Below are 24175 nucleotides of genomic sequence, written 5' to 3'. Positions count from 1 at the left end.
GAAAGAGTCGGTTCTTTTCGATCTCCCGGACCGCCCGCACCGCCCGACCCCGAAGGTATGCGCTGATGACCGAGCCGCCCCAGCCGCCGAACCAGCCGCCGTCCCCTTCCGGTTACGGGCACCTGCCCGGCCCTCCGCCGCAGGGCTACGGGTACCCGCCGCAGGGACCCAACCCGTACGCGCAGCAGCCGCCGACGGTGCCGCAGCACGCCGTCCCGCAGGGCGGGTACGCCTACCCGCCGTCCGGGCCCGGCACGCTCCCCGGCGCCCCGGCCCCCGGCGGACCGGGCGGCCGGCGCAAGGGGGCGGTCGTCGTCGCGGCGGCCGTCGCGGGCGTCCTCGTACTCGGCACCGGCGCCTGGTTCGCCTTCCTGAGCGGCGACGGGGATCCCAAGAAGCCCGCCGCGCAGGCCTCGGGGCCCGCCGACCCCAAGCCGGCCGGCTCCCCGTCCGTGGACAAGGGCGACGGCAGCGGCAACGGCATGGGCGAGCAGACCGACCTCAACGCGGGCCGCAAGCCCGGCGAGGACAAGGCGCTGTGGCTCAAGACGGCCAAGCTCCTGGCCGGCGGCGACACGGGCATCCCCGCCCCGGCGATGTGGGTGGTCGGCGACAGCGTCGTCAAGACCGTCGGCAAGTCCGTCGTCGCCTACGCCGTCACCGACGGCAAGGAGAAGTGGAAGGTCGACTTCCAGACGGAGATCTGCGGCTGGGCCGACCAGACCACCGCCGACGGCAAGACCGTCCTCGCCGTCAAGGACGGCGAGGGCTCCAACGCCACCTGCAACCAGATGAAGCTCTTCGACCTGAAGGCCGGCAAGGAGGGATGGACCAAGGAGCTCGCCAAGGAGAACCTCTTCGACGGCGGCGCCTCCGTCTCCATCAACCTCACCGGCGACGTCTTCGTCGTCAACCGGATGGCCAACACCACCGTCCACAAGCTCTCCACCGGCGACAAGCTCTTCTCCGGCAACACCCCCGAGGGCTGCCAGCCGAGCCACTACGCCGCCGGCAACGGCAAGCTGCTCGCCGTCGCCCTGTGCATGGACGACGACAAGACCATCGAGATCCAGGACGCCGACCCGGTCACCGGCAAGAAGACCTGGTCCTACCGGCTCCCCAAGGGCTTCCGCGTCACCAGCGTCCTGTCCGTCTCCCCGATCGTCCTCGACATCAGCAACAAGGACCTCGAGAACGCGGACACCAGCAAGCGGGCCATCATCTCCCTGACGCCCGACGGCAAGAAGCGCGCCAGCATGTCCGCCGAAGGCTCCTTCGAGACCAACTGCAACGCAAGCACCGCCGACAGCCTCCAGGGCTGCGGCAACTCCGTCGTCGACGGCGACACCCTCTACCTGCGCACCACCACCGGCAAGGGCACCGACAACGAGGTCGTCGCCTTCGACCTCGCCACCGGCAAGGCCAAGTGGCGCCAGAAGGCGGGCGACAAGCGCAACTGGTACCCGGTCAAGGCGGCCAACGGCCAGCTCATCGCCTACCGCGCCGGCGCCCTGCGCGAACCCGGCGAGATCGTCTCCCTGCCGGCCGCGGGCGGCCAGCCCAAGACGCTGCTGCGCATGCCCTCCGGCCCCTCCGCGAACATCGAGAGCGGGATGGTCACCTTCCAGGTCCGGGCCTTCGAGGACGGCCGGTACTTCACCTCCGCCACCAGGCTGAACGGCAACAACACGGAGGAGCGTCTCCTGATGGTCTTCGGCAAGTGAACGAGTCCACCGAGCGTCCCACCGAGCGCCCCACCGAGAGGCAGTAGCACGCGATGAGTACCCCGCCGCCCCCCAGCCAGCCGCCCTCCGGCGGTTTCGGCGGCCCGCCGCCGGCCGGCCCCCCGCAGCCCCCCGCCCAGCCGCCCACCGTGCCGTCCCCCCAGGCCGGCTACGGCTCCCCGCAGCCCCAGACGCAGCCCGGCTACGGCTACCCGCAGCAGCCCAGCACCCTCCAGGCCCCGGCGCAGCCCGCCGCCCCCGCCGGTGGCGGCGGCAACGACAAGCGCAACCAGCTGGCGATCGTCGGCGCGGCCGTCGTGGCCATGGCGCTCATCATCGGCGGCGGCTTCTGGTACGTCTCCGGCGACGAGGGCGGCTCAGGGAAGCCGGCCGCCAGCGGCGCCAGCGGCTCCCCCGACGGCGACAAGGCCCCCGCCGGCACCCCCGGCAGCGAGAAGGTCCCGTCCAACCCCAAGTCGAAGACGCTGGTCAACGTGCCCAGCCCGGCCCCGGCCGACGTGGTCTCCGTCGACGGCTCCTGGCTGACCGACACCACCTACGCCAAGTCCGACCTGGCCAAGGTCGTCGGCTACAACCTCGTCGACGGCGGCAAGAAGTGGGAGCTCCCGCTCCCCGCCAACGTCTGCGGCGCCACCAAGCACATCAGCGACAACAAGACCGCCATCCTCTTCGAGGAGGGCATGGCGACCAACGAGAAGAAGTACCCCCAGTGCACGCAGGTCGGCGTCATCGACCTGAACACCGGAAAGCTCCTCTGGTCCGCCAACGCCAAGTCCGCCACCGGCGGCGACAAGCCGGTCGCCTTCAGCGAGGTCACCATCAGCGGCCAGACCGTCGCCGCGGGCGGCCTCTACGGCGGCGCCGCCTGGAACCTCGCCGACGGCAAGTCCCTGTGGACCCCGAAGACCGACGGCGAAGGCTGCTACGACATGGGCTACGCCGGCGGCGAGGCCCTCGCCGTCCTGCGCAAGTGCGGCCGCGGCTCCAGCCCGACGCTGTACGCGCAGGCCCTCGACCCCGCCACCGGCGCGCCGAAGTACCAGTACAAGCTGTCCGCGGGCATCGAGTGGGCCGGCATCATCTCCACCAAGCCGCTCATCGTCGCCGCCAACGTCGGCAACACCGCCAAGAACGCCACCAACGTCAGCGACCTGTTCGTCCTCGACGACGCCGGCCAGCTCAAGACCCGCATCGGCCTCTCCTCCGGCAGCTACGCCCCCAAGTGCCCCGCCACCGAGGTCGAGCAGTGCTCGAAGATGGTCGTCGGCAACGGCAAGGTCTACCTGCCGACGTACGAGCACCAGGGCACGTCCTCCGTCGGCCGCACCAACGAGATCGTCTCCTTCGACCTGGAGACCGGCAAGGCCACCAGTGACCGCGCCGACGCGGGCGAGAAGTACACCATGTACCCGCTGCGCATGGACGGGCCCAACATCATCGCCTACAAGGTCCCCCCGTACGACGGCGGCGGCCAGGTCGTCAGCATCGACGGCAAGACGATGAAGGAGACCGTGCTCATGCAGAACCCGGTCGACAAGACCAGCCAGCGCCTGGAGACGGCGTTCTCGCTGGACCACTCGGAGTTCCGCTACCACAACGGGCGCCTGTTCATCTCCCGGACCACGGTGCGCAAGCCCTACTCGGAGAAGGCCGACCCCGAGTTCCTCTTCGTCTCCTTCGCGGCGAGCTGACGCCCGCCCGGCCCCGACGCCGAAAGCCCCCGGACGGTCCCCACCGATCGGGGGCTTTCGCGCGGTAACCGGCACGCCCCGTCGAACAAGCGTGTAGCTTGCCGGGTCAGAAGGATCTGGGGTGGGAGCCTTGATGGGCGTACGGGTCATGGTGGTCGACGAGCACCGTCTGCTGGCCGAGGCGCTCGCCTCGGCCCTGAAGCTGCGCGGGCACCGCGTGCTCGCGGCGGCCGCGCCGGCGGCCGGAGCCGCCGAACTGGTCATCGGCCGCGCCCCGGAGGTGTGCCTGTTCGGCACCGCCGCCCCGGCGGAGCCCGGCGTCTTCGAACCGGTGGTGCGGATCAAGCGGGAACGCCCGCAGATCGCCGTGGTGGTGCTGGGCCCCGTACCGAGCCCGCGCGGGATAGCCGCGGCCTTCGCGGCGGGCGCCTCGGGGTACGTACGCCAGGACGAGCGCATCGAGGGCGTCGAACGGGCCCTGGCCAAGGCCCGGGCGGGAGAGGTCGCCATCGCCCCGCAGCTGCTCCAGGGGGCCTTCGCGGAGCTGCTGAACCCCTCGGCGCAGCCCGACGACGAGGGCAGCCGGCTGCTGCGGCTGCTGACGCCGCGGGAGGTCGAGGTGCTGGTCCGGGTCGCGGAGGGCGAGGACACCCGGATGATCGCGGCCGGCATGGCCATCGCGCCGAGCACGGCCCGTACGCATGTGCAGCGGGTACTGATGAAGCTCGGCGTGGGGTCGCGGCTGGAGGCCGCCGCGCTGGCCGCGCGCACCGGGCTGCTGGACCGGGCTGCCCCGCCCGTGCGGGAGCGGCCGCAGGACTTCGCGGGCGGGCCGGCCGGGGCCTGACGCGCACACCGGTCCCGGCCCGCGTCCAGGCCCGCGTCCCGGCCGCCGGACGGCGGCGGCGGTACCCGTCCGCGCGGGCGGGTACCGTGCCGGAGGGCCGCGATTTCCTCGGAAGCGCGGAATCCGGTAAGCCAGTCACCAGAGCACGCGCATCGGCGTGCCTGCGCGACGGACGCGATACAGAGGAGTGCGAGTGAGCAAGTACCTGGTGACCGGCGGTGCCGGATACGTGGGCAGCGTCGTGGCCGCCCATCTGCTGGAGGCCGGGCACGAGGTGACCATCCTCGACAACCTCTCCACCGGCTTCGCCGAGGGCGTCCCCGCCGGCGCCACGCTGATCGACGGCCGGATCCAGGACGCCGCCGACCACCTGGACCCGTCCTACGACGCCGTGCTGCACTTCGCCGCCTCCTCGCAGGTCGGCGAGTCCGTCGTGAACCCCGGCAAGTACTGGGACAACAACGTCGGCGGCACCCTCGCCCTGCTGACCGCGATGCGGGAGGCCGGCGTGCGCCGGCTCGTCTTCTCCTCCACCGCCGCGACCTACGGCGAGCCGGCCGAAGGCGCGCTGACGGAGACCTCGGTGACCGCGCCGACCAACCCGTACGGCGCCTCGAAGCTGGCCGTCGACCACATGATCGCGGGGGAGTGCGCCGCCCACGGCCTGGCCGCCGTCTCGCTGCGCTACTTCAACGTGGCCGGCGCCTACCGCGAGTTCGGCGAGCGCCACGACCCCGAGACGCACCTGATCCCGCTGGTGCTCCAGGTCGCGCTCGGCCAGCGCGAGTCCATCTCGGTGTTCGGCGACGACTACCCGACCCCCGACGGCACCTGCGTCCGCGACTACATCCACGTCGCCGACCTCGCCGAGGCCCACCTTTCCGCGCTGCGCGTCGCCGCCGAGGGCGAGCACCTGGTGTGCAACCTCGGCAACGGCAGCGGCTTCTCGGTCCGCGAGGTCATCGAGACGGTCCGCAAGGTCACCGGCCGGGAGATCCCCGAGGTCGTCGCCCCGCGCCGCGCCGGGGACCCGGCGGTCCTCGTCGCCTCGGCCCGCAGGGCGCACGAGCGCCTCGGCTGGACCCCGACCCGCTCGGACCTCACCAACATCGTGACGGACGCCTGGAACTTCGCCCGCGAGCGCCGCTCCTGACCCCCGGTCCCCTGCCGGACCCCGCCGCGCGCCCCCCGCACCGACCGGTGCGGGGGGCGCGCGCGTGAGGGCCGGGCGCGGCGGGCAGGCGCCGCGCGCGGGCGCCCGGCGTGCGTACGCCGGGTGAAATGCCCCCCGTGCAACTGCCTGCGGCACGCGCCGGTCGGAATTCCGCCGCCGGTGCCGCCCGGAGGGTTGAAAACAAGCCATCACCAAGGCCGTTGCGGACCGTCCCACCGGAAAACCGCTCGAAAAACTTCTGCTATTCGGCCAACCGCGGGACCCCGCCCGCTCTACGCTGAGCGTGACACCGGTGGGGGCCGGTGTTGATTCAGGGGTCGAGACACGCCGGGTACGGCGTCCGGTCCGGGGTAGTGCACAGATGTCGCGGCGGCGGCCGCGGCGGCTGTGGGCCACCTGGCCGGACGTCGTACCCGTAGTCGTCCGTTCCCCGACCCTTGGGGGTTCTGTGGTTCGTATCCGGGTCCTGGTGGTCGACGGCCACCGCATCTTCGCCGAGTCTCTGGCAGCCGCGCTCGCGGCCGAGCCGGACGTGGACGTGTCCGCGGCCGGCAGCGGTCCCGCGGCCTCGCGCTGCCTGGAGCGCGCGGTGGCGGAAGGCCGCCGCTACGACGTGCTGCTCGTCGACGCCGACCTCGGCGCCGGCGCGGCCGCGTCGGGCGCCGTGCCCGGCCAGCGGGAAGCGGGTTCCGGCCCGGCCCCGCCGCCGGCCGACGGGATCGCCCTCGTCGCGGGCGTCCGGGTGGCGCACCCCGGCGTGCGCACCGTGGTCCTTGCCGAGCGCGACGACCCGCGCCGGGCCGCGCTCGCCCTCCAGGCGGGCGCCTCGGGCTGGGTGGCCAAGGACTGCTCGCTCTCCCGGCTGCTGGCCGTCATCCGCGGGGTGCTGCGCGAGGAGACCCACCTGCCGCCCGCGCTGCTCACCGGGGTGCTGCGGGAGCTGACCGCCGCCCGCAAGCACCGCAGCGACAGCGAGCGGCTCGTGGAGTCCCTCACCCCGCGCGAGCACGAGGTGCTGCGCTGCATGGTGGCGGGGCTGGGCCGCAAGGACGTCGCGGCGCGGCTGTTCCTGTCCCCGCACACCGTCCGCACGCACATGCAGAACGTGCTGGGCAAGCTCGGGGTGCACTCCACCCTGGCAGCGGTGGCGCTGGCCCGGCGGGCCGGCGTACGCCCCGCGGAGCTAGCCGGGGATGTTGTCGAACGGAGCGGTCAACTGGCGTAGCAGCCCGGCGAGCTCGCCGCGCTGCGTGGTGGAGAGCTGGGCCAGGATCGCGCGTTCCTGGGCCAGCAGTCCCGCCAGGGACTGGTCGGCGCGGTCGCGCCCCTCGGGCGTCAGCCGGACCAGCACCCCGCGCCGGTCGCTGGGGTCGGGCAGTCGCTCGACGAGGCCCTTCTTGGCCAGCCGGTCGATGCGGTTGGTCATCGTGCCGGAGGTGACGAGCGTCTGCGTCAGCAACTGTCCGGGGGAGAGCTGGTAGGGCGCGCCCGCGCGCCGCAGCGAGGTCAGGACGTCGAACTCCCACGGCTCCAGGCCGTGCTCGGAGAAGGCGAGCCTGCGGGCGCGGTCGAGGTGGCGCGCGAGCCGGCTGACGCGGCTGAGCACTTCGAGCGGTTCCACGTCGAGGTCAGGGCGCTCTCGCCGCCATGCCGCGACCAGTCGGTCGACCTCGTCCTCCATGCCGATCAGTGTAAGGGGTCTGTCGACATGAAGTCTCTTCAAATCGAGAATCTTGACATCGAGATATATTCTGGCCGAGCATGGGGCATGGAGGGGGCCGGAACGGCTTCCGCTTCCGACCGCCCCACCAGTAGGGAGGCTCGAACATGCATTCCGATATCGCGCCGGCCGTGCGCCACCACTCCCTGGACGGCTCCGCACCCGTCTGGGACCCCCAGCAGTACCTCCGCCACGCCGGTCACCGCACCCGCCCGTTCCTCGACCTGCTGAACCGCATACCCGAGCTCCCCACCGGCCCCGCCCGCATCGCCGACCTCGGCTGCGGCCCCGGCAACGTCACCGCGCTCCTCACCGAGCGCTGGCCCGACGCCCGCATCACCGGCTTCGACCTCTCCCCGCAGATGCTCCAGCGCGCCACCGACGAACACGGCGGACCCACCCCCGGCGGCGGCCGGATCGACTTCCGCCACGCCGACATCGCCGACTGGATGCCCGAGGAGACCTACGACCTGATCGTCTCCAACGCGGCCCTGCAGTGGGTGCCCAGCCACCCCGGCTCCTTCGCCGCCTGGATCAACGGCCTGCGCCCCGGCGGCACCTTCGCCTTCCAGATCCCCGGCAACTTCACCGCCCCCAGCCACCGGCTCCTCGCCGAACTCTGCGACACCCCGCGCTGGCGCGACCGCCTCGCCGGACACGGCGCCCGCTACATCCACATCCTCGAACCCGCCGAGTACCTCGCCCGCTTCACCGAACTCGGCTGCGCCGTCGACGTCTGGGAGACCACCTACTCCCAGCTCCTCCAGGGCACCGACCCCGTCCTCGACTGGGTCAAGGGCACCGCCCTGCGGCCCGTCCTCACCGCCCTCGGCGACGACCGCGAGGCCGCCGACCGCTTCCTCGCCGAATACCGCGAGGCGCTGCGCGCCGCCTACCCGCCCGGCCCCCGGGGCACGGTCTTCCCGTTCCGCCGCATCTTCGCCGTCGCCCACAAGGAGGCATGACCGTGCTGACCGCAGTCGACCACGTCCAACTCGCCGCGCCCCCCGGATCGGAGGACAAGCTGCGCGCCTACTACCAAGACGTCCTGGGCATGCGGGAGATCTCCAAACCCCCGGTCCTCGCCGCGCGCGGGGGCTGCTGGTTCACCGCCGGAGGCGTACAGCTGCACCTGGGCGTGGAAGAGGACTTCCGGCCGGCCCGCAAGGCGCACCCCGGGCTGCGGGTGACCGGCATCGAGGCGTACGCGGACAGACTCCGCGAACGCGGCGCCGACGTCGTCTGGGACGACGGCCTGCCGGGCCACCGGCGCTTCTACTCCCACGACCCCGTGGGCAACCGGCTCGAGTTCCTGGAGCCCCACGCCCCCGGCGCCGGCGGCCCCACGGACGGCTGACGGACCGAGGGCCGGCCGGTCGCCCGGCCCGCCCGCCCCCGTACGACGGCGCCCCGCCACCGGAGAAACACCTCCCGGTGACGGGGCGCCGTCGTGCCCGCGGCCTTCCGCGGACCTCAGCTCTTGCGGTGGCCCACCAGCCGCGGCCGCGCCTCCAGGTTCTCCAGCCCGTGCCAGGCCAGGTTCACCAGGTGCGCCGCCACCTCCGCCTTCTTCGGGCGCCGCGTCTCCAGCCACCACTGGCCCGTCAGTGCCACCATCCCCACCAGCGCCTGCGCGTACAGCGGCGCCAGCTTCGGATCGAAGCCCCGCGCCTTGAACTCCAGCCCCAGGATGTCCTCCACCTGCGTGGCGATGTCGCTGATCAGCGACGCGAACGTGCCCGTCGACTGCGCCACCGGCGAATCCCGCACCAGGATCCGGAAACCGTCCGTGTAGCTCTCGATGTAGTCCAGCAGCGCGAACGCGGCCTGCTCCAGCAGCTCCCGCGGATGCCCGGCCGTCAGCGCGCCCGTCACCCCGTCCAGCAGCTGCCGCATCTCGCGGTCCACGACCACCGCGTACAGGCCCTCCTTGCCGCCGAAGTGCTCGTAGACCACCGGCTTGGACACCCCGGCCTTGGCCGCGATCTCCTCCACCGAAGTGCCCTCGAAGCCCTTCTCCGCGAACAGGGCGCGGCCGATGTCCAGCAGTTGCTGGCGACGTTCGGCGCCCGTCATCCGGACCCGGCGTCCCCGCCTGGGCTTGTCGCTGCTGGTACTGCTGCCGTCGATCGCCACGTCCCCCATCATGCCGCGTTCGGGGTGTTTTCCCTGCGCCGGGCGTCGATCCTCGCCCCGGACGGCCAGCGCACGTCCCAGGCCCACCCCAGCAGCTCGAACCAGCGGATCAGCCGGGCGCTGGAATCCACCTGCCCGCGCAGCACCCCGTGCCGCGCCGACGTCGGGTCCGCGTGGTGCAGGTTGTGCCACGACTCACCGCACGACAGCACCGCCAGCCACCACACGTTGCCCGACCGGTCCCGCGACTTGAACGGCCGCTTGCCCACCGCGTGACAGATCGAGTTGATCGACCACGTCACGTGGTGCAGCAACGCCACGCGCACCAGGGAACCCCAGAAGAACGCCGTGAACGCGCCCCACCAGGACATCGTCACCAGACCCCCCACCAGCGGCGGGATCGCCAGCGACAGCACCGTCCAGAACACGAAGTCACGGCTGATCCGCCGGATCGCCGGGTCCTTGACCAGGTCCGGGGCGTACTTCTGCTGGTCGGTCTGCTCCTCGTCGAACAGCCAGCCGATGTGGGCCCACCACAGGCCCTTCATCAGCGCCGGCAGCGTGTCCCCGAACCGCCACGGCGAATGCGGGTCGCCCTCGTGGTCGGAGTACTTGTGGTGCTTGCGGTGATCCGCCACCCACCGCACCAGCGGCCCCTCCACCGCCATCGACCCCATGACCGCCAGCGCGATCCTGAGCGGCCGCTTCGCCTTGAAGGAACCGTGCGTGAAGTAGCGGTGGAAGCCGATGGTGATCCCGTGGCACGCCAGGAAGTACATGAACACCATCAGGCCGAGGTCCAGCCAGGTCACCCCCCAGCCCCAGACCAGCGGCACCGCCGCCAGCAGCGCCAGGAACGGCACGGTGATGAACAGCAGCAGCGCGATCTGCTCCACGGAGCGCTTCTGCTCGCCACCGCGTGTCGCGGAGGGCACGGAAACGGCCGAGGATTCCTCGATCAGTCCGGGACTCATGGTCATGGTGGGGTTCCCCTGGGGGGTGAGAAGCCGGCAGGCGCCGGGCCACGGACCTACGGATCCGTAACCTACGGCAGCGTAAGTATGGCAAAGACGGCCCCCGCGGCAACAGTGACGACGCGGGGGCGCCGCGAGGACGACGCGACGGCGATGCGAGGACGACGCCACCCGCGCGAACCGAGTCCAAAGGGCGGGCGCTCTGCCGGGGCACAGGGGCGATCCACCTATCCTGGTGTCGTCGGACAGCGCGGTCCGCACGGGCAGCCCGGGCTGCGCAGCACGACCGGCCACCGGCACGGCCGCACACCCCCCGGGAGCCCACAGCCCAGTAGCGCTCGAACACTGCAAGGAGCCGCACCTGTGAGCAGTGCTGACCAGGCCGCCCAGGCCCCCGTCACCCAGCCCGCCGACCCCTCCGCCCCCACGCGGACGGCGCAGACGGCGAACGCGGAGCTGCGCGCGGACATCCGCCGCCTCGGCGACCTCCTCGGCGAGACCCTCGTCCGCCAGGAAGGCCAGGAACTCCTCGACCTCGTCGAACGGGTCCGCGCCCTGACCCGCACCGACGGCGAAGCCGCCGCGGCCCTCCTCGGCGACATCGACCTGGAGACCGCCGCCAAGCTGGTGCGCGCCTTCTCCACCTACTTCCACCTCGCCAACGTCACCGAGCAGGTGCACCGCGGCAAGGAGCTGCGCGCCCACCGGGCCGCCGAGGGCGGGCTCCTCGCCCGGACCGCCGACATGCTCAAGGACGCCGACCCCGAGCACCTGCGCGAGACGGTCAAGAACCTCAACGTCCGCCCCGTCTTCACCGCCCACCCCACCGAGGCGGCCCGCCGCAGCGTCCTGAACAAGCTGCGCCGCATCGCGGCCCTCCTCGAGGAGCCCGTCTCCGGCGCCGGCGACCGCCGCCGCCACGACCTGCGCCTCGCCGAGAACATCGACCTCGTCTGGCAGACCGACGAACTGCGCGTCGTACGCCCCGAGCCCGCCGACGAGGCCCGCAACGCCATCTACTACCTCGACGAACTCCACGCCGGTGCCGTCGGCGACGTCCTGGAGGACCTGGCCGCCGAACTCCAGCGCGTCGGCGTCGAGCTGCCCGCCGGCACCCGCCCCCTCACCTTCGGCACCTGGATCGGCGGCGACCGCGACGGCAACCCCAACGTCACCCCGCAGGTCACCCGTGACGTCCTGATCCTCCAGCACGAGCACGGCATCACCGACGCCCTCGAACTCGTCGACTTCCTGCGCGGCCTGCTCTCCAACTCCATCCGCATCGCCGGCGCCACCGAGGAACTCCTCGCCTCCCTCCAGGCCGACCTGGAACGCCTCCCCGAGATCAGCCCGCGCTACAAGCGGCTGAACGCCGAGGAGCCCTACCGCCTGAAGGCGACCTGCGTCCGGCAGAAGCTCCTCAACACCCGCGAGCGCCTCGCCAAGGGCACCCCCCACGAGGAGGGCCGCGACTACCTCGGCACCGCCGAGCTCCTCGCCGACCTCACCCTCATCCAGACCTCCCTGCGCGAACACCGCGGCGCCCTGTTCGCCGACGGCCGCATGGACCGCACCATCCGCACCCTGGCCGCGTTCGGCCTCCAGCTCGCCACCATGGACGTACGCGAGCACGCCGACGCCCACCACCACGCCCTCGGCCAGCTCTTCGACCGGCTCGGCGAGGAGTCCTGGCGCTACGCCGACATGCCGCGCGACTACCGGCAGAAGCTCCTCGCCAAGGAACTCCGCTCCCGCCGCCCCCTCGCGCCCACCCCGGCCCCCCTCGACGCGGCCGGGCAGAAGACCCTGGGCGTCTTCTTCGCCGTCAAGGACGCCTTCGAGAAGTTCGGCCCCGAGGTCATCGAGTCCTACATCATCTCGATGTGCCAGGGCGCCGACGACGTCTTCGCCGCCGCCGTCCTCGCCCGCGAGGCCGGCCTCCTCGACCTCCACGCCGGCTGGGCCAAGATCGGCATCGTCCCGCTCCTGGAGACCACCGACGAGCTGCGCGCCGCGGACGTCATCCTCGACGAGATGCTCGCCGACCCCTCCTACCGCCGCCTGGTGTCCCTGCGCGGCGACGTCCAGGAGGTCATGCTCGGCTACTCCGACTCCAGCAAGTTCGGCGGCATCACCACCAGCCAGTGGGAGATCCACCGCGCCCAGCGGCGCCTGCGCGACGTGGCCCACCGCCACGGCGTCCGCCTGCGCCTCTTCCACGGCCGCGGCGGCACCGTCGGCCGCGGCGGCGGCCCCTCGCACGACGCGATCCTCGCCCAGCCCTGGGGCACGCTCGAGGGCGAGATCAAGGTCACCGAGCAGGGCGAGGTCATCTCCGACAAGTACCTCGTCCCCTCCCTGGCCCGCGAGAACCTGGAGCTGACCGTCGCGGCCACCCTCCAGGCCTCCGCCCTGCACACGGCCCCCCGCCAGTCCGACGACGCCCTCACCCGCTGGGACGCGGCCATGGAGATCGTCTCGGACGCCGCCCACGGCGCCTACCGCGAACTCGTCGAGGACCCCGACCTCCCCGCCTACTTCTTCGCGGCCACCCCCGTCGACCAGCTGGCCGACCTCCACCTCGGCTCCCGGCCCTCCCGCCGCCCCGACTCCGGCGCCGGCCTCGACGGCCTGCGCGCCATCCCGTGGGTGTTCGGCTGGACCCAGTCCCGCCAGATCGTCCCCGGCTGGTACGGCGTCGGCTCCGGTCTCAAGGCCCTGCGCGAGGCCGGCCAGGACACCGTCCTCGCGGAGATGGGCGAGCGCTGGCACTTCTTCCGCAACTTCCTGTCCAACGTCGAGATGACGCTGGCCAAGACCGACCTGCGGATCGCCCGCCACTACGTCGACACCCTCGTCCCGGACGAGCTGAAGCACGTCTTCGACCGCATCCGGGCCGAACACGAACTCACCGTCCGCGAGGTCCTGCGCATCACCGGCGGGGAGCAGCTCCTCGACTCCCAGCCCGCCCTCCAGCAGACCTTCGCCGTCCGCGACGCCTACCTGGACCCGATCTCCTACCTCCAGGTCTCCCTCCTGGCCCGCCAGCGCCAGGCCGCCGCCCGCGGCGAGGAACCCGACCCGCTGCTGGCCCGGGCCCTGCTGCTCACCGTCAACGGTGTCGCCGCCGGCCTGCGCAACACCGGCTGACGCGGGCCCGTACGAGGGCCCGTACGCGGGCCCGTGAACGAAGGAAGCCCCCGCCGTCCGGCGGGGGCTTCCCCGTGTCCCCTCTCGTTCCCGCGCCGGGGTCAGGAGTTGTACGCCGACTGGGCGCGCTCCAGGCCCTCCTGGACCAGGCACTCCACCGCGTCCGCCGACCGGTCCACGAACCAGTCCAGCTCCTTGCGCTCCGTGGAGGAGAAGTCCTTCAGCACGAAGTCCGCGACCTGCATCCGGCCCGGCGGACGGCCGATGCCGCACCGCACCCGGTGGTAGTCCGCGCCCATCGACTTCGTCATCGACTTCAGCCCGTTGTGGCCGTTGTCGCCGCCGCCCAGCTTCAGCCGCAGCGTCGCGTAGTCGATGTCCAGCTCGTCGTGGACGGCCACGATCCGCTCCAGCGGAACCTTGTAGAAGTCCCGCAGCGCCGTCACCGGGCCGCCCGACAGGTTCATGAACGACATCGGCTTCGCGAGGACCACCCGGCGGTTCAGCGGTCCCGGCGGGCCCATCCGGCCCTCGACCACCTGCGCGCGCGCCTTGTGCGCCTTGAACTTCCCGCCGATCCGCTCCGCCAGCAGGTCCGCCACCATGAAACCGATGTTGTGGCGGTTGCCGGCGTACTCCGCCCCCGGGTTACCGAGACCGACGATCAGCCACGGCGCCGCGTCGTCCGACATCAAAAGCTCCTTAAACCCGTGAACAAGCCGGTGAACGAGAACGACCGCCGTCCCGCTCCAGTGGAGCCGGACGGCGGTCGGTCAGCAACTGCTGAGGTGGGGCGAGGCTCAGGCCTCGTCGCCCTCGGCGGCCGCGGCCGGCTCCTCGGCCTGCGGGGCGACGACCTGCAGGACGGCGGTCTCACCGTCGACGGCCAGCGTGGTGCCGGCCGGCAGGACCAGGTCCTTGGCGTGGATGGAGGCACCGGCCTCCAGGCCCTCGATGGAGACCTTGACCTCGGTCGGGATGTGCGTGGCCTCGGCCTCGACGGCGACGGTCGCCAGCAGGGTCTCCAGCAGGTTGCCGCCGGCGGCCAGGTCGCCCTCGGTCACGACCGGAACCTCGACCGTGACCTTCTCGCCCTTCTGGACGATCAGGAAGTCGACGTGCTGGATGTTGCGCTTCAGCGGGTGGCGCTGGACGGCCTTGGGGATGACGAGCTCGGTGCCGTCACCCTCGATGTCCAGGGAGAGCAGCGCGTTCGGGGTCTTCAGCGCCATCATCAGGGCGTGCGCCTCGACGCCGACGTGCTTCGGGGTGGTGCCGTGGCCGTAGATGACACCCGGGGTCAGGGCGTCACGACGGGACTGGCGGGCGGAGCCCTTGCCGAAGGTGTCGCGGAGCTTCGCGGAAAGCTTGATCTCGGACATGTTCACTCCTCGTGGGGTGACGAAAGACGGACAGAGGTCACCCGGCCGGAACGGCCTGCTACGAAGAGCGCGTCGATAACGGAGCATCCGTACCGGAAAACAGGTACGGCCTCCCTCGCCGAGCAACTCGTCGAGTGTACCCGGCGGGGAGGCCGCGCCCAAAAGGATCTACCCGTGCGGCAGTGAGCCCTACTGCTGTTCCTCGAACAGGCTCGTCACCGAACCGTCCTCGAAGACCTCGCGGACCGCGCGGGCGATCATCGGGGCGATCGACAGGACCGTGATCTTGTCGAGCTCCAGGTCCGACGGGTCGGGCAGGGTGTTGGTGAAGATGAACTCGCTGACCTTCGAGTTCTTCAGGCGGTCGGCCGCCGGACCCGACAGGATGCCGTGCGTGGCCGTCACGATGACGTCCTCCGCGCCGTGCGCGAACAGCGCCTCGGCGGCGGCGCAGATCGTGCCACCCGTGTCGATCATGTCGTCGACCAGGACGCAGACGCGGCCCTTGACCTCACCCACGACCTCGTGGACGGTCACCTGGTTGGCGACGTCCTTGTCGCGGCGCTTGTGCACGATCGCCAGCGGCGCGTCCAGGCGGTCGCACCAGCGGTCGGCCACGCGGACGCGGCCGGCGTCCGGGGAGACGACCGTCAGCTTGGTGCGGTCCACCTTCGCGCCCACGTAGTCCGCGAGGACGTTCAGGGCCGACAGGTGGTCCACGGGACCGTCGAAGAAGCCCTGGATCTGGTCGGTGTGCAGGTCGACCGTCAGGATGCGGTCGGCACCCGAGGTCTTCAGCAGGTCCGCGACCAGGCGGGCCGAGATCGGCTCGCGGCCCTTGTGCTTCTTGTCCTGGCGGGCGTAGCCGTAGGACGGGATGATCACGGTGATGGAGCGGGCCGACGCGCGCTTCAGCGCGTCGATCATGATCAGCTGCTCCATGATCCACTTGTTGATCGGAGCCGTGTGGCTCTGGATCAGGAAGCAGTCCGCGCCGCGAGCCGACTCCTGGAAGCGGACGTAGATCTCGCCGTTCGCGAAGTCGAAAGCCTTGGTCGGCACGAGGCCGACACCGAGCTGGTGCGCGACCTCCTCGGCCAGCTCGGGGTGGGCGCGGCCGGAGAAGAGCATCAGCTTCTTCTCGCCGGTCGTCTTGATCCCGGTCACAGCACTGTCTCCTCAGACGTGTGAAAGCTGCTCGCCCCCGTGTGCGTCCGTCCCGCACACGGTGAGCCAGCCGAATTGCGTGCACCTATCACGGTACGCCGTCCTGGGCGTACCTGTTTCCGGTCAGTTCACCTCAATGGCTGCCGGAGTCCTTCTCCGCCGACGACTGCGCGGCCGTCGCGGCCGCACTGCCGGGACGCTTGCGGGCCACCCAACCCTCGATATTCCGCTGCTGGCCACGGGCCACGGCCAGCGCGCCGGGCGGCACGTCCTTCGTGATCACCGAGCCGGCGGCCGTGTAGGCGCCGTCCCCGATGGTGACGGGAGCCACAAACATGTTGTCCGAACCCGTCTTGCAGTGTGAGCCGACCGTGGTGTGGTGCTTGTGCTCGCCGTCGTAGTTGACGAACACGCTCGCCGCACCGATGTTCGTGAACTCACCGATCGTCGCGTCACCCACGTACGACAGGTGCGGCACCTTCGTGCCCTCGCCGATCGTCGCGTTCTTCATCTCGACGTACGTGCCGGCCTTCGACTTCACGCCCAGGTTCGTCCCCGGGCGCAGGTACGCGAACGGACCCACCGAAGCCAGGTCCCCGATCACCGCCGAGTCCGCGACCGCGTTGTCCACGCGGGCGCCGGCGCCCACGCGGGTGTCCTTCAGGCGGGTGTTGGGGCCGACCTCGGCGCCCTCGCCGATGTGCGTCGCACCGAGCAGCTGCGTACCGGGGTGGATCACCGCGTCCTGCCCGAAGGTGACCGTCACGTCCACGAACACGCTCGCCGGGTCCACCACCGTCACGCCGGCCAGCATCGCCCGCTCCAGCAGCCGCGCGTTCAGCAGCGCGCGCGCCTCGGCCAGCTGCACCCGGTTGTTGATCCCGAGGATCTGGCGGTGGTCGCTGCCGACCGCCGCGCCGACGCGGTGGCCCGCCTCGCGCAGGATCCCGAGCACGTCGGTGAGGTACTCCTCGCCCTGGCTGTTGTCCGTGCGCACCTTGCCGAGCGCGTCCGCGAGCAGCTCGCCGTCGAAGGCGAAGACCCCGGAGTTGATCTCCCGGATCGCGCGCTGCGCGTCGGTGGCGTCCTTGTGCTCGACGATGGCGGTCACGGCGCCGGTGGCCGGGTCGCGGACGATGCGGCCGTAGCCGGTGGAGTCGGGGACCTCGGCGGTGAGCACGGTGACGGCGTTGCCGTCGGCCTCGTGGGTGGCCGCGAGGGCGCGCAGGGTCTCGCCGGTGAGCAGCGGGGTGTCGCCGCAGACGACGATCACGGTGCCGGCCGGCCGGTCGTCGCCGAGCTCCTCCAGGGCCATGCGGACGGCGTGGCCGGTGCCGTTCTGCTCGTACTGGACGGCGGTGCGGACGCCGGCGTCGACGTCGGCGAGGTGCGCGGCGACCTGCTCGCGGGCGTGGCCCACGACGACCACGAGATGGGTCGGGTCCAGCTCGCGGGAGGCCGCGACCACGTGACCGACGAGCGTGCGCCCGCAGATCTCGTGCAGAACCTTGGGTGTGGCCGACTTCATGCGGGTGCCCTCACCCGCTGCGAGTACGACGACGGCTGCCGGGCGGGTTGCGCTCACGGGTGGGCCCTTCGGCTTCGGGGGTGGACCCGTGAAGGATAGCGGGGGGTCACAGTCCGAAAACGAGGCCGGGTCCCGACCGTGAAGCCGGGACCCGCGTGTGCCAAGCTCCCCCGCCAGGACTCGAACCCGGACATAAGGCACCAAAAGCCTCAGTGCTGCCAATTACACCACAGGGGATGGCCAATCAACTCGAAAGGGACAACTGGTCGTCCCGGTCCAAGTTGATCGCTCCTACTATGCCGCACCCTGCCCCCTCGACGCGACGGTCTGAGCGGCGGTGCGGGGCGTGCCTTTCGGCCTCGGCCGGTTCACGGGATTTCGGCCCGCCCCCGTGCCGGGCCCGCTGCGTACGCTGGACGGCATGACCAGTACGGGGGATGGGCGCGAGGGGACGGGCCGGGACGGGCCCTGGTGGTGGGAGCGGCGGCGGGCGGCCGTGCTCGACGTGGGGCTCGGGGCGGCCTCGGCCGTCGAGTGCGCCTTCGAGGGGGTGCCGACCGCGCGCGAGGCCGGGGTGCCGGTGTGGGCCGGGGTGCTCTTCGGGGCGCTGGTGGGGTCCACCCTGGTGCTGCGCCGGCGCCGGCCGGTGGCGGTGGTGCTCGTCGGGATCGCCGTTACGCCGGCCACGATGGGCTTCCTCCTCGGGGTGGTGGGGCTGTACACGTTGGCGGCGTGCGAGGTGCCCCGCCGGATCCTGGCCACGCTGGCCGCGATGTCGCTGGCCGGGACGTTCGTGGTGACGTACGTGCAGACCCGCGGGGACGTCGAGGCCGACGGCACGCTCGTGATCGTGCTGTCCGTGTTCATGGCGGTGGCGCTGACCGTGCCGCCGGTGCTGCTCGGGCTGTACGTGGGCGCGCGGCGCCGGCTGATGGAGAGCCTGCAGGAGCGGGCGGACTCGCTGGAGCGGGAACTGTCGCTGCTGGCGGACCGGGCGGAGGAGCGCGCGGAGTGGGCCCGTCAGGAGGAGCGGACGCGCATCGCGCGGGAGATGCACGACGTGGTGGCGCACCGGGTGTCGCTCATGGTGGTGCACGCGGCGGCGCTGCAGGCGGTGGCCGCGAAGGACCCGGTGAAGGCGGTGCGGAACGCGGCGCTGGTGGGTGACATGGGGCGCCAGGCGTTGACCGAGCTGCGGGAGATGCTGGGGGTGCTGCGGGCTCCGGAGAAGCAGCCGGCGGTGCGGCGGGTGTCGGCGCCGGTGGCGCTGGAGGAGGGGCCGACGCTCGCGGAGCTGGAGGCGCTGGTGGGGCAGTCGCGGGCGGCCGGGATGGCCGTGGAGGTGCTGGTGCAGGGCGACGGCGGCGGCTACCGGCCGGAGGTCGAGCAGACGGCGTACCGGGTGGTGCAGGAGGCCCTGACCAACTGCCACAAGCACGCTCCGGGCGCGCGGGTCGTCGTACGGCTGGCGCACCGGGAGGGCGAGGTGGCCATGCAGGTGGAGAACGGCCCGTGCGAGGGGGAGGCGCGGGGTGCCGATCTGCCCAGCGGGGGCAACGGGCTGCTCGGGATGCGCGAGCGGGTGGTGGGACTGGGCGGGGTGTTCGTGTCCGGGCCGACGGACGGCGGCGGGTTCAAGGTGTCCGCGGTGCTGCCGGCCCGGTAGGTACGGCGGGGCCCGTCAGCCGGTGGTGAGGCGGGCGGGCTGGAGGCCGGTGAGCAGCAGGGTGAGGGCCTCGTCGAGTCCGGAGCCGAGGTACCAGTCGCCGGTGTGGTCGACGAGGTAGACGCGGCCTTCGAGGTCGATGGCGAGGTGGGAGCCGCCGTCGGTGCCGGCGCCGAGCGGGCTGAGCTGGGTGGAGAGGGCGCGCCCGAGGTCGGCGAAGGTGCGGGCGAGGTGGAGGCCCGTCAGCGGGTCGACGCGTACGGCCGTGGGGGCTATCTGGCGGCCCGGGCCGGGCGCGCGGAGGGTGAGCCCGCCGAATTCGGCCCAGGCCTCGACGGCGGCGGGGAACACCGTGTGCCGGTGGCCGGCGGGGGTGGTGTGGTCGCGCAGGGCGTCGGCCCAGTATTCGGCCTGCTTGATGTCCCAGCGGCCGGGTTCCCAGCCGGCGGTGCGCAGGGCGGAGTCCACGGGTCCGGGGAAGCGGGTGGCCGAGGAGCGGTCGTAGGAGGCGGAGGACGCGGTCATGGTGGCTACTCGGGGTGGGTGAGGTCGACGGGGCGAACGCCGAAGTGGTTGAGGAGCGCGTCGCAGGAGCGGCAGGGCGGCGCGTAGGTGCCGTGCAGGGGGTCGCCGTCCTCGCGGATGTGGCGGGCGGTTATGCGGGCGTGCTTGAGGGAGCGGCGCGCCTCGCTCGCGGAGAGCGGCTTGCGCGAGGCGCGCTTGCTGCGGGCGCCCTCGACGGCGGTGAGGTGGCGGGAGAGCAGGATCGCCTCGGGACACCGGCCGGTGAAGCGTTCGCGCTGGCCGCTGGTGAGGGTGTCGTGGAAGTCCTGGACGAGCGGGTGCAGGGCGGGCGGCTGGTCGCCCTTGCCGGCGGTGCCGGTGAGGGTCTCGCCGCGGACGGAGAGGGCGGCGGCGACGGTGGGCAGGATGCCGTCGCGGCGGAAGCGGAGCACGGGCGTGGTCTGGGCGGCTCCGGTGCCGCTCCAGCGCAGCCGGGGGTCCCCGGCGGCGCCGGTGTCGGCCGGCTGCGGGCGGCCCGGGCGCGGTGCCACGTCGTGTGTGGTCGCGGTCTGTGTGGTCACGGTCCGTGTGGTCGCGGTCTGCATGGTTGCTCTTCCCTCCCGTGGCGGCGGTGGTGGTCGCTGTCGCGCACGCCCCCGTGCTGCGGGACAGCCTGTCAAATGTCACCTGTCGCGCGGAAGCGGGGTCGAATATTCGTATCAATTCGGATGTTCCCGCCCCGTCTGCGCACCCGTGGGTCGGGGGCGGGGGAGGGTCTTGCCGGAGCACATAGGCTGTGGTGAACCAGCCAGATCCAGCAGGGGGCTACCGCCATGACGACAGGTCGGCTCGGGCAGCAGGCCGCGCCACCCAACGCCGCTTACTCGGGGCAGGTCGTGCACTTCCCGGACCCCGTCCGGGCTGCGCGGCATCCCCACGGGGTGCGGATGGACGGCAACGGTCATCCCGACTTCTCGCGCTACGCGCGCGCGGCCGTGGAGATCGCCGAGCCCCCGGAGGGCTTCGGCGTGGACGAGCTGCGCCTGACGGACTTCGTGTCCGCCAACGCGGCGATGCGCGCCGCCGGCCACCCGCTGTGGGACACGGTCGGTCCGGTGGCGACCCCGCACGGCTGGACCTGGCACCACGTCGCGGGCTCGCGGCGGATGGAGCTGGTCCCGGTCGAGGTGAAGGCGCTGCTGCGGCACCACGCCGGACTGGCGACGGCCCCCGTGGACCACGACAAGCGCGGGGCCCGGCCGCTGCAGGAGGCGCGTCCGGCGCACCTGGGGCTGCCGAAGGCCCTGGTGTCGGTGTCGGAGACGCAGGTGCAGGGCGTCGAGGAGGACCTCGGCTACCGGCTGCCGGAGGCGTACCGCTCGTTCCTGAAGGCGGCGGGCGGCTGTGCGCCGGTCGGCGCGGGACTGCTGGTGGAGCTGGGGCTGCTGGTGGACCAGCCGTTCTTCACGGTGCGTGAGGAGGCCGCGGTCAACGACCTGGTGTACGTGAACAAGTGCCTGCGGGACCACCTGACGAAGGACTACCTGTGCGTGGCGTTCGTACAGGGCGGCCTGCTCGCGGTGAAGGTGAGGGGCGAGGGCGTGGGCTCCGTCTGGTTCTCCCCCTACGACGACGCGCGCGACCGGGACGGCTGGACGGTGCAGGAGCGGGTGGAGCGTCTGTTGCTGCCGTGCGGTGCCGATTTCGATGCCTTCCTGGAGCGGTTGGCGGGTAACCCGCCGGAGCTGGAGACGGTGGCCGGTCTGATGGTGGACGGCGGATTCGCGCGTTCGGTTGCAGTGTCCGGTGCCGGCATGGGTGAGGGGTGACGGCGTCGTGGTGACGTTCGCGCAGGCGCAGGAGCGCGCCGAGGAGTGGATCAACGGGGACGTGCCCGCGTACCAGCACCGTGAGGTGCGGGTGCGGGAGTTCGGGCTCGGATTCGTGGTGTGGGCCGAGGACCGGGTGGCCGGTCCGGTGTCCGGTGGCGGCCGGCAGCGGCTGGTCATCGCGCGGGACAGCGGTGAGGTGACCTTGTGGCCGGGGCTGCCGGTGGGTGAGGTGATCCGGCGGTACGAGGAGGAGTACGGGGCCGCTGCCGCGTCGGCGGCTGCCGAGGCTTCGGTTCCGCCGCCGCGGATCGACTCGGAGCAGACGTCGTTCATGCTGACGCCGCCGCAGTGGCTGCAGGAGGCGGCGGACCGGGCGGGGATCCCGCCGGCGGGTGCCGCGGGTGCGGGCTCTGGGTCCGGGGCTGGGTCTTCCGGCTCGGGTGCCGGTGCCGGTGTCGGCGCTGCGGGTTCGGGTGCCGCTTCCGGTGCGGGGGGTCCGGTTCCGCTCGGGCGCGGGGGCGAGGTTCCGTACGAGCCGGCCGCGACCGACGGGGTGCCGGCCGGCTCCACGCCGTGGGCCGGGACGGACGTGAACTCCGGTGCCGAGGACGGCTCCGTTCCGCTGCCCGCCACGGTGTTCGCGCCGCCGCTGGCCGGCTCCGACCTGGACGACGCGCCCTCCGCCTCGGGGGTGGCCCCGGAGGCCAAGACCACGCTGATGGCGGGTGGCAGCCAGCTGCCCAGGACGACCGTGGCTCCGGCGGTGGCGGTTCCGGCGGACGCCGGGTCCATCGCCGACGCGCCGACGAGCCGGGCCCGTGTGTCCCCGCCGGGCGGTGTCCCGCAGGCGCCGCCGGTGCCGCCGGCTGGTGCGCCCGGGGCTCCGGGTGCGCCCGGGGCGCCCGGTGGCGGGGCGTACGCCGCCACGATGCTGGCCGCGCCTGGCACGACGCCGGGTGCGCCGGGGACTCCGGGTGCGCCGCCGGCGCCGCCTGGGCCGCCCGGTGCTCCCGGCGCGTCCGGTTCGCTGGGCGGGGGGCTGGACCACGCCGCGACGATGCTCGCCGGCCCGGCCGTCGTGCAGCCGCCCGGTCCGCCGGCGCCGCCCGGTCCTCCGGCGCCTCCCGGTCCTCCGGCTCCGCCCGCGCCTCCCGGTGCGCCCGCTGCCCCTGGGGCTCCCGGCGCTCCCGGGGCCGGTGCGCACCACGCCGCGACCATGCTGGCGGCGCCCGGTGTGGTGCAGCCGCCCGGGCCTCCCGGTGCGCCGACGCCTCCTGGACCGCCCGGCGCTCCCGGCGCTCCCGGCGCTCCCGGTGCTCCCGGTTCGCCGGGCGGGGGGCTGGACCACGCCGCGACGATGCTCGCCGGTCCCGCCGTCGTGCAGCCGCCGGCGCCCCCGGGTCCGCCCGGGGCTCCCGGTGCCCCTGGCGCCCCTGGGGCTCCCGGCGCTCCCGGGGCCGGTGCGCACCACGCCGCGACCATGCTGGCCGGTCCCGGTGCGGTGCAGCCGCCCGGCCCGCCCGGCACGCCCCCCGGCCCGCCGCCCGGGCCAGCGGGACAGCCGCCGCAGGCCCCGTCCGGCGCGCCCACGGTCGGCCCCGGCTACCAGGCGGTGCTGCGCTACCGTGCGCCCGACGGCTCCGAGCAGCAGCTGATCCGCCGCTCGGCGCCCGGTACGCCGCACCCGGAGTGGCAGATCCTGTACGAGCTGCGCGCGATGAACGTGCCGCCGCAGCAGGTGCTGGAGCTGCACACCGAGCTGGCGTCCTGTGAGCTGCCCGGCGGCTACTGCGCCCGGATGATCCGGGAGACCTGGCCGCAGGTGCGGATCACGAGCGTGGCCCCGTACGGGACCGACCACGCGGGCCGTCAGCAGGGCATGCGCCACCTCCTCACCCATCAGGGTGAGCTGCACCAGGTGGCGGACGGCCCGGCGCGCCCCGCGCCGGTCCGGGCGCCGCTGCCGCAGGTTCCGCTCCAGCCGGCGATCCCGATGGACGCCATCGCGCAGGAGCTGGCGGGTGCCTTCGGGCCGCAGGGGGTGTTCCGTTTCGACCAGCGGGCGGTGTCGCGCCAGGGCGTGCCGGAGATCGTGGCGCAGACCCTGATGTGGGCGGGTCTGCCGGTCGATTTCGGGCCGTTCTTCTGGGCGCAGGCCGTGCCGGGCCAGCCGGTGCCGACGCTGGCCGAGCTGGCGGCGCAGCGCGGGGTGCAGCCGGCGTCGGACGCGGGCTCGTACCTGGTCGTCGGCAGTGACTTCGGCAAGGCGCTGTGCGTGCAGTACGGGACGGCGCACATAGTGGCGGTGCCGGTGGAGGCCGGACCCGGCGGGGCCCCGGTGCCGCCGCAATTCGTGAACTCGAGCCTGCCGCAGTTCGCGCGTTCGCTGGCGATGCTGGGTCACATGTGGCGGCTGCGCCAGCATCTGACGCCGGAGCAGGCCGGGCGCTGGACCGTCGATTTCCAGGCGAACCTGGCCGGTCTGGACAGTGCGGCGCTGGCTTCGCCGGAGAGCTGGTGGTCGGTGCTGCTGGAGCAGATGTGGGACGGACTGCTCTGACGCGGTGAGCGTGCGTGTGGCCGGGCCGGGTCTCCTCGTGTGGGGGACCCGGCCCGGCCATTCCGGCTTCTGCGAGCAAATGACGCATCCTTGACAGCA

20 protein-coding genes and 1 tRNA gene are annotated in these 24175 nt (G+C 72.7%); 11 read left to right on the top strand and 10 right to left on the bottom strand.

Annotated features, from left to right (window positions below):
• Positions 1-65 precede the first annotated feature (65 nt).
• The 5 genes from D1J60_RS14405 (at position 66) to D1J60_RS14385 (ending at position 6682) form a co-directional block, all read left to right on the top strand.
• Positions 66-1724 carry a PQQ-binding-like beta-propeller repeat protein gene (locus D1J60_RS14405; protein ID WP_125821365.1) on the top strand — a complete coding sequence of 553 codons (1659 nt, stop codon included), beginning with the start codon at positions 66-68 and terminating at the stop codon, positions 1722-1724.
• A 149-nt stretch (positions 1725-1873) separates the two neighbouring features.
• A complete protein-coding gene (locus D1J60_RS14400; protein WP_277607495.1) occupies positions 1874-3436 on the top strand; it encodes a PQQ-binding-like beta-propeller repeat protein in 1563 nt (520 codons plus the stop codon).
• A gap of 133 nt (positions 3437-3569) precedes the next feature.
• On the top strand, positions 3570-4283 hold the full coding sequence (locus D1J60_RS14395; protein ID WP_125603005.1) for a LuxR C-terminal-related transcriptional regulator: 714 nt from the start codon (positions 3570-3572) through the stop codon (positions 4281-4283).
• A gap of 193 nt (positions 4284-4476) precedes the next feature.
• Complete coding sequence (galE, locus tag D1J60_RS14390; RefSeq protein ID WP_125603000.1) at positions 4477-5436, top strand: UDP-glucose 4-epimerase GalE; 960 nt, start codon at positions 4477-4479, stop codon at positions 5434-5436.
• A gap of 469 nt (positions 5437-5905) precedes the next feature.
• A complete protein-coding gene (locus D1J60_RS14385; RefSeq protein WP_125603001.1) occupies positions 5906-6682 on the top strand; it encodes a response regulator transcription factor in 777 nt (258 codons plus the stop codon).
• On the opposite strand, the gene D1J60_RS14380 is transcribed toward D1J60_RS14385, so the two are convergent.
• Positions 6641-7138 carry a MarR family transcriptional regulator gene (locus D1J60_RS14380; protein ID WP_125603002.1) on the bottom strand — a complete coding sequence of 166 codons (498 nt, stop codon included), beginning with the start codon at positions 7136-7138 and terminating at the stop codon, positions 6641-6643. The two genes, D1J60_RS14385 and D1J60_RS14380, sit on opposite strands and share 42 nt — an antisense overlap.
• A 146-nt stretch (positions 7139-7284) precedes the next feature.
• On the opposite strand from D1J60_RS14380, the gene D1J60_RS14375 reads away from it, so the two are divergent.
• Both D1J60_RS14375 and D1J60_RS14370 read left to right on the top strand, forming a co-directional pair.
• On the top strand, positions 7285-8142 hold the full coding sequence (locus tag D1J60_RS14375) for a trans-aconitate 2-methyltransferase (protein WP_125821363.1): 858 nt from the start codon (positions 7285-7287) through the stop codon (positions 8140-8142).
• A 2-nt stretch (positions 8143-8144) separates the two neighbouring features.
• Complete coding sequence (locus tag D1J60_RS14370) at positions 8145-8534, top strand: VOC family protein (protein ID WP_125816705.1); 390 nt, start codon at positions 8145-8147, stop codon at positions 8532-8534.
• 116 nt (positions 8535-8650) lie between these two features.
• Here D1J60_RS14370 and D1J60_RS14365 read toward each other — a convergent pair whose 3' ends face one another.
• Positions 8651-9325, bottom strand: coding sequence for a TetR/AcrR family transcriptional regulator (locus tag D1J60_RS14365; RefSeq protein WP_125821362.1), 675 nt, complete (start codon positions 9323-9325; stop codon positions 8651-8653).
• Positions 9322-10293 carry an acyl-CoA desaturase gene (locus D1J60_RS14360; protein ID WP_206436524.1) on the bottom strand — a complete coding sequence of 324 codons (972 nt, stop codon included), beginning with the start codon at positions 10291-10293 and terminating at the stop codon, positions 9322-9324. Before D1J60_RS14360 ends, D1J60_RS14365 begins: the two co-directional genes overlap by 4 nt.
• A gap of 450 nt (positions 10294-10743) precedes the next feature.
• Between D1J60_RS14360 and ppc the strand changes: the two genes are divergently transcribed.
• Positions 10744-13437: a phosphoenolpyruvate carboxylase gene (gene ppc / locus D1J60_RS14355; RefSeq protein WP_125824023.1), complete on the top strand. Its 2694-nt coding sequence runs from the start codon at positions 10744-10746 to the stop codon at positions 13435-13437.
• 101 nt (positions 13438-13538) lie between these two features.
• Here ppc and pth read toward each other — a convergent pair whose 3' ends face one another.
• The 5 genes from pth to D1J60_RS14330 form a co-directional block, all read right to left on the bottom strand.
• Positions 13539-14129 (bottom strand): aminoacyl-tRNA hydrolase, encoded by a 591-nt coding sequence (pth, locus tag D1J60_RS14350; protein ID WP_125603933.1) that lies wholly within the window; start codon positions 14127-14129, stop codon positions 13539-13541.
• 108 nt (positions 14130-14237) lie between these two features.
• The gene (locus D1J60_RS14345; protein ID WP_164720900.1) at positions 14238-14819 is read right to left on the bottom strand and encodes a 50S ribosomal protein L25/general stress protein Ctc; all 582 of its coding nucleotides are present in this window, start codon (positions 14817-14819) and stop codon (positions 14238-14240) included.
• A 189-nt stretch (positions 14820-15008) separates the two neighbouring features.
• A complete protein-coding gene (locus D1J60_RS14340) occupies positions 15009-15986 on the bottom strand; it encodes a ribose-phosphate diphosphokinase (protein WP_125603935.1) in 978 nt (325 codons plus the stop codon).
• Positions 15987-16119: 133 nt separating this feature from the next.
• On the bottom strand, positions 16120-17571 hold the full coding sequence (gene glmU / locus D1J60_RS14335; RefSeq protein ID WP_125821360.1) for a bifunctional UDP-N-acetylglucosamine diphosphorylase/glucosamine-1-phosphate N-acetyltransferase GlmU: 1452 nt from the start codon (positions 17569-17571) through the stop codon (positions 16120-16122).
• A gap of 108 nt (positions 17572-17679) precedes the next feature.
• Positions 17680-17751 (bottom strand) — tRNA-Gln (locus D1J60_RS14330).
• A gap of 184 nt (positions 17752-17935) precedes the next feature.
• Between D1J60_RS14330 and D1J60_RS14325 the strand changes: the two genes are divergently transcribed.
• A complete protein-coding gene (locus tag D1J60_RS14325; RefSeq protein ID WP_125821359.1) occupies positions 17936-19180 on the top strand; it encodes a histidine kinase in 1245 nt (414 codons plus the stop codon).
• 15 nt (positions 19181-19195) lie between these two features.
• Here D1J60_RS14325 and D1J60_RS14320 read toward each other — a convergent pair whose 3' ends face one another.
• Positions 19196-19705 carry an SUKH-3 domain-containing protein gene (locus D1J60_RS14320; RefSeq protein WP_125604337.1) on the bottom strand — a complete coding sequence of 170 codons (510 nt, stop codon included), beginning with the start codon at positions 19703-19705 and terminating at the stop codon, positions 19196-19198.
• A gap of 5 nt (positions 19706-19710) precedes the next feature.
• Positions 19711-20235 carry a YwqJ-related putative deaminase gene (locus tag D1J60_RS14315; protein WP_125604341.1) on the bottom strand — a complete coding sequence of 175 codons (525 nt, stop codon included), beginning with the start codon at positions 20233-20235 and terminating at the stop codon, positions 19711-19713.
• Between the two features lie 282 nt (positions 20236-20517).
• Here D1J60_RS14315 and D1J60_RS14310 point away from each other — a divergent pair, with 282 nt between their 5' ends.
• On the top strand, positions 20518-21513 hold the full coding sequence (locus D1J60_RS14310; protein ID WP_125604335.1) for an SMI1/KNR4 family protein: 996 nt from the start codon (positions 20518-20520) through the stop codon (positions 21511-21513).
• 7 nt (positions 21514-21520) lie between these two features.
• Positions 21521-24076: an SUKH-4 family immunity protein gene (locus D1J60_RS14305; RefSeq protein ID WP_125821358.1), complete on the top strand. Its 2556-nt coding sequence runs from the start codon at positions 21521-21523 to the stop codon at positions 24074-24076.
• Positions 24077-24175 lie beyond the last annotated feature (99 nt).

The organism is Streptomyces sp. W1SF4, from assembly GCF_003950035.1.
GTDB classification, from domain to species: Bacteria; Actinomycetota; Actinomycetes; order Streptomycetales; family Streptomycetaceae; genus Streptomyces; species Streptomyces racemochromogenes.
The sequence above is the reverse complement of the archived record's forward strand: the minus strand, read 5'-3'. Positions and strand labels throughout refer to the sequence as shown.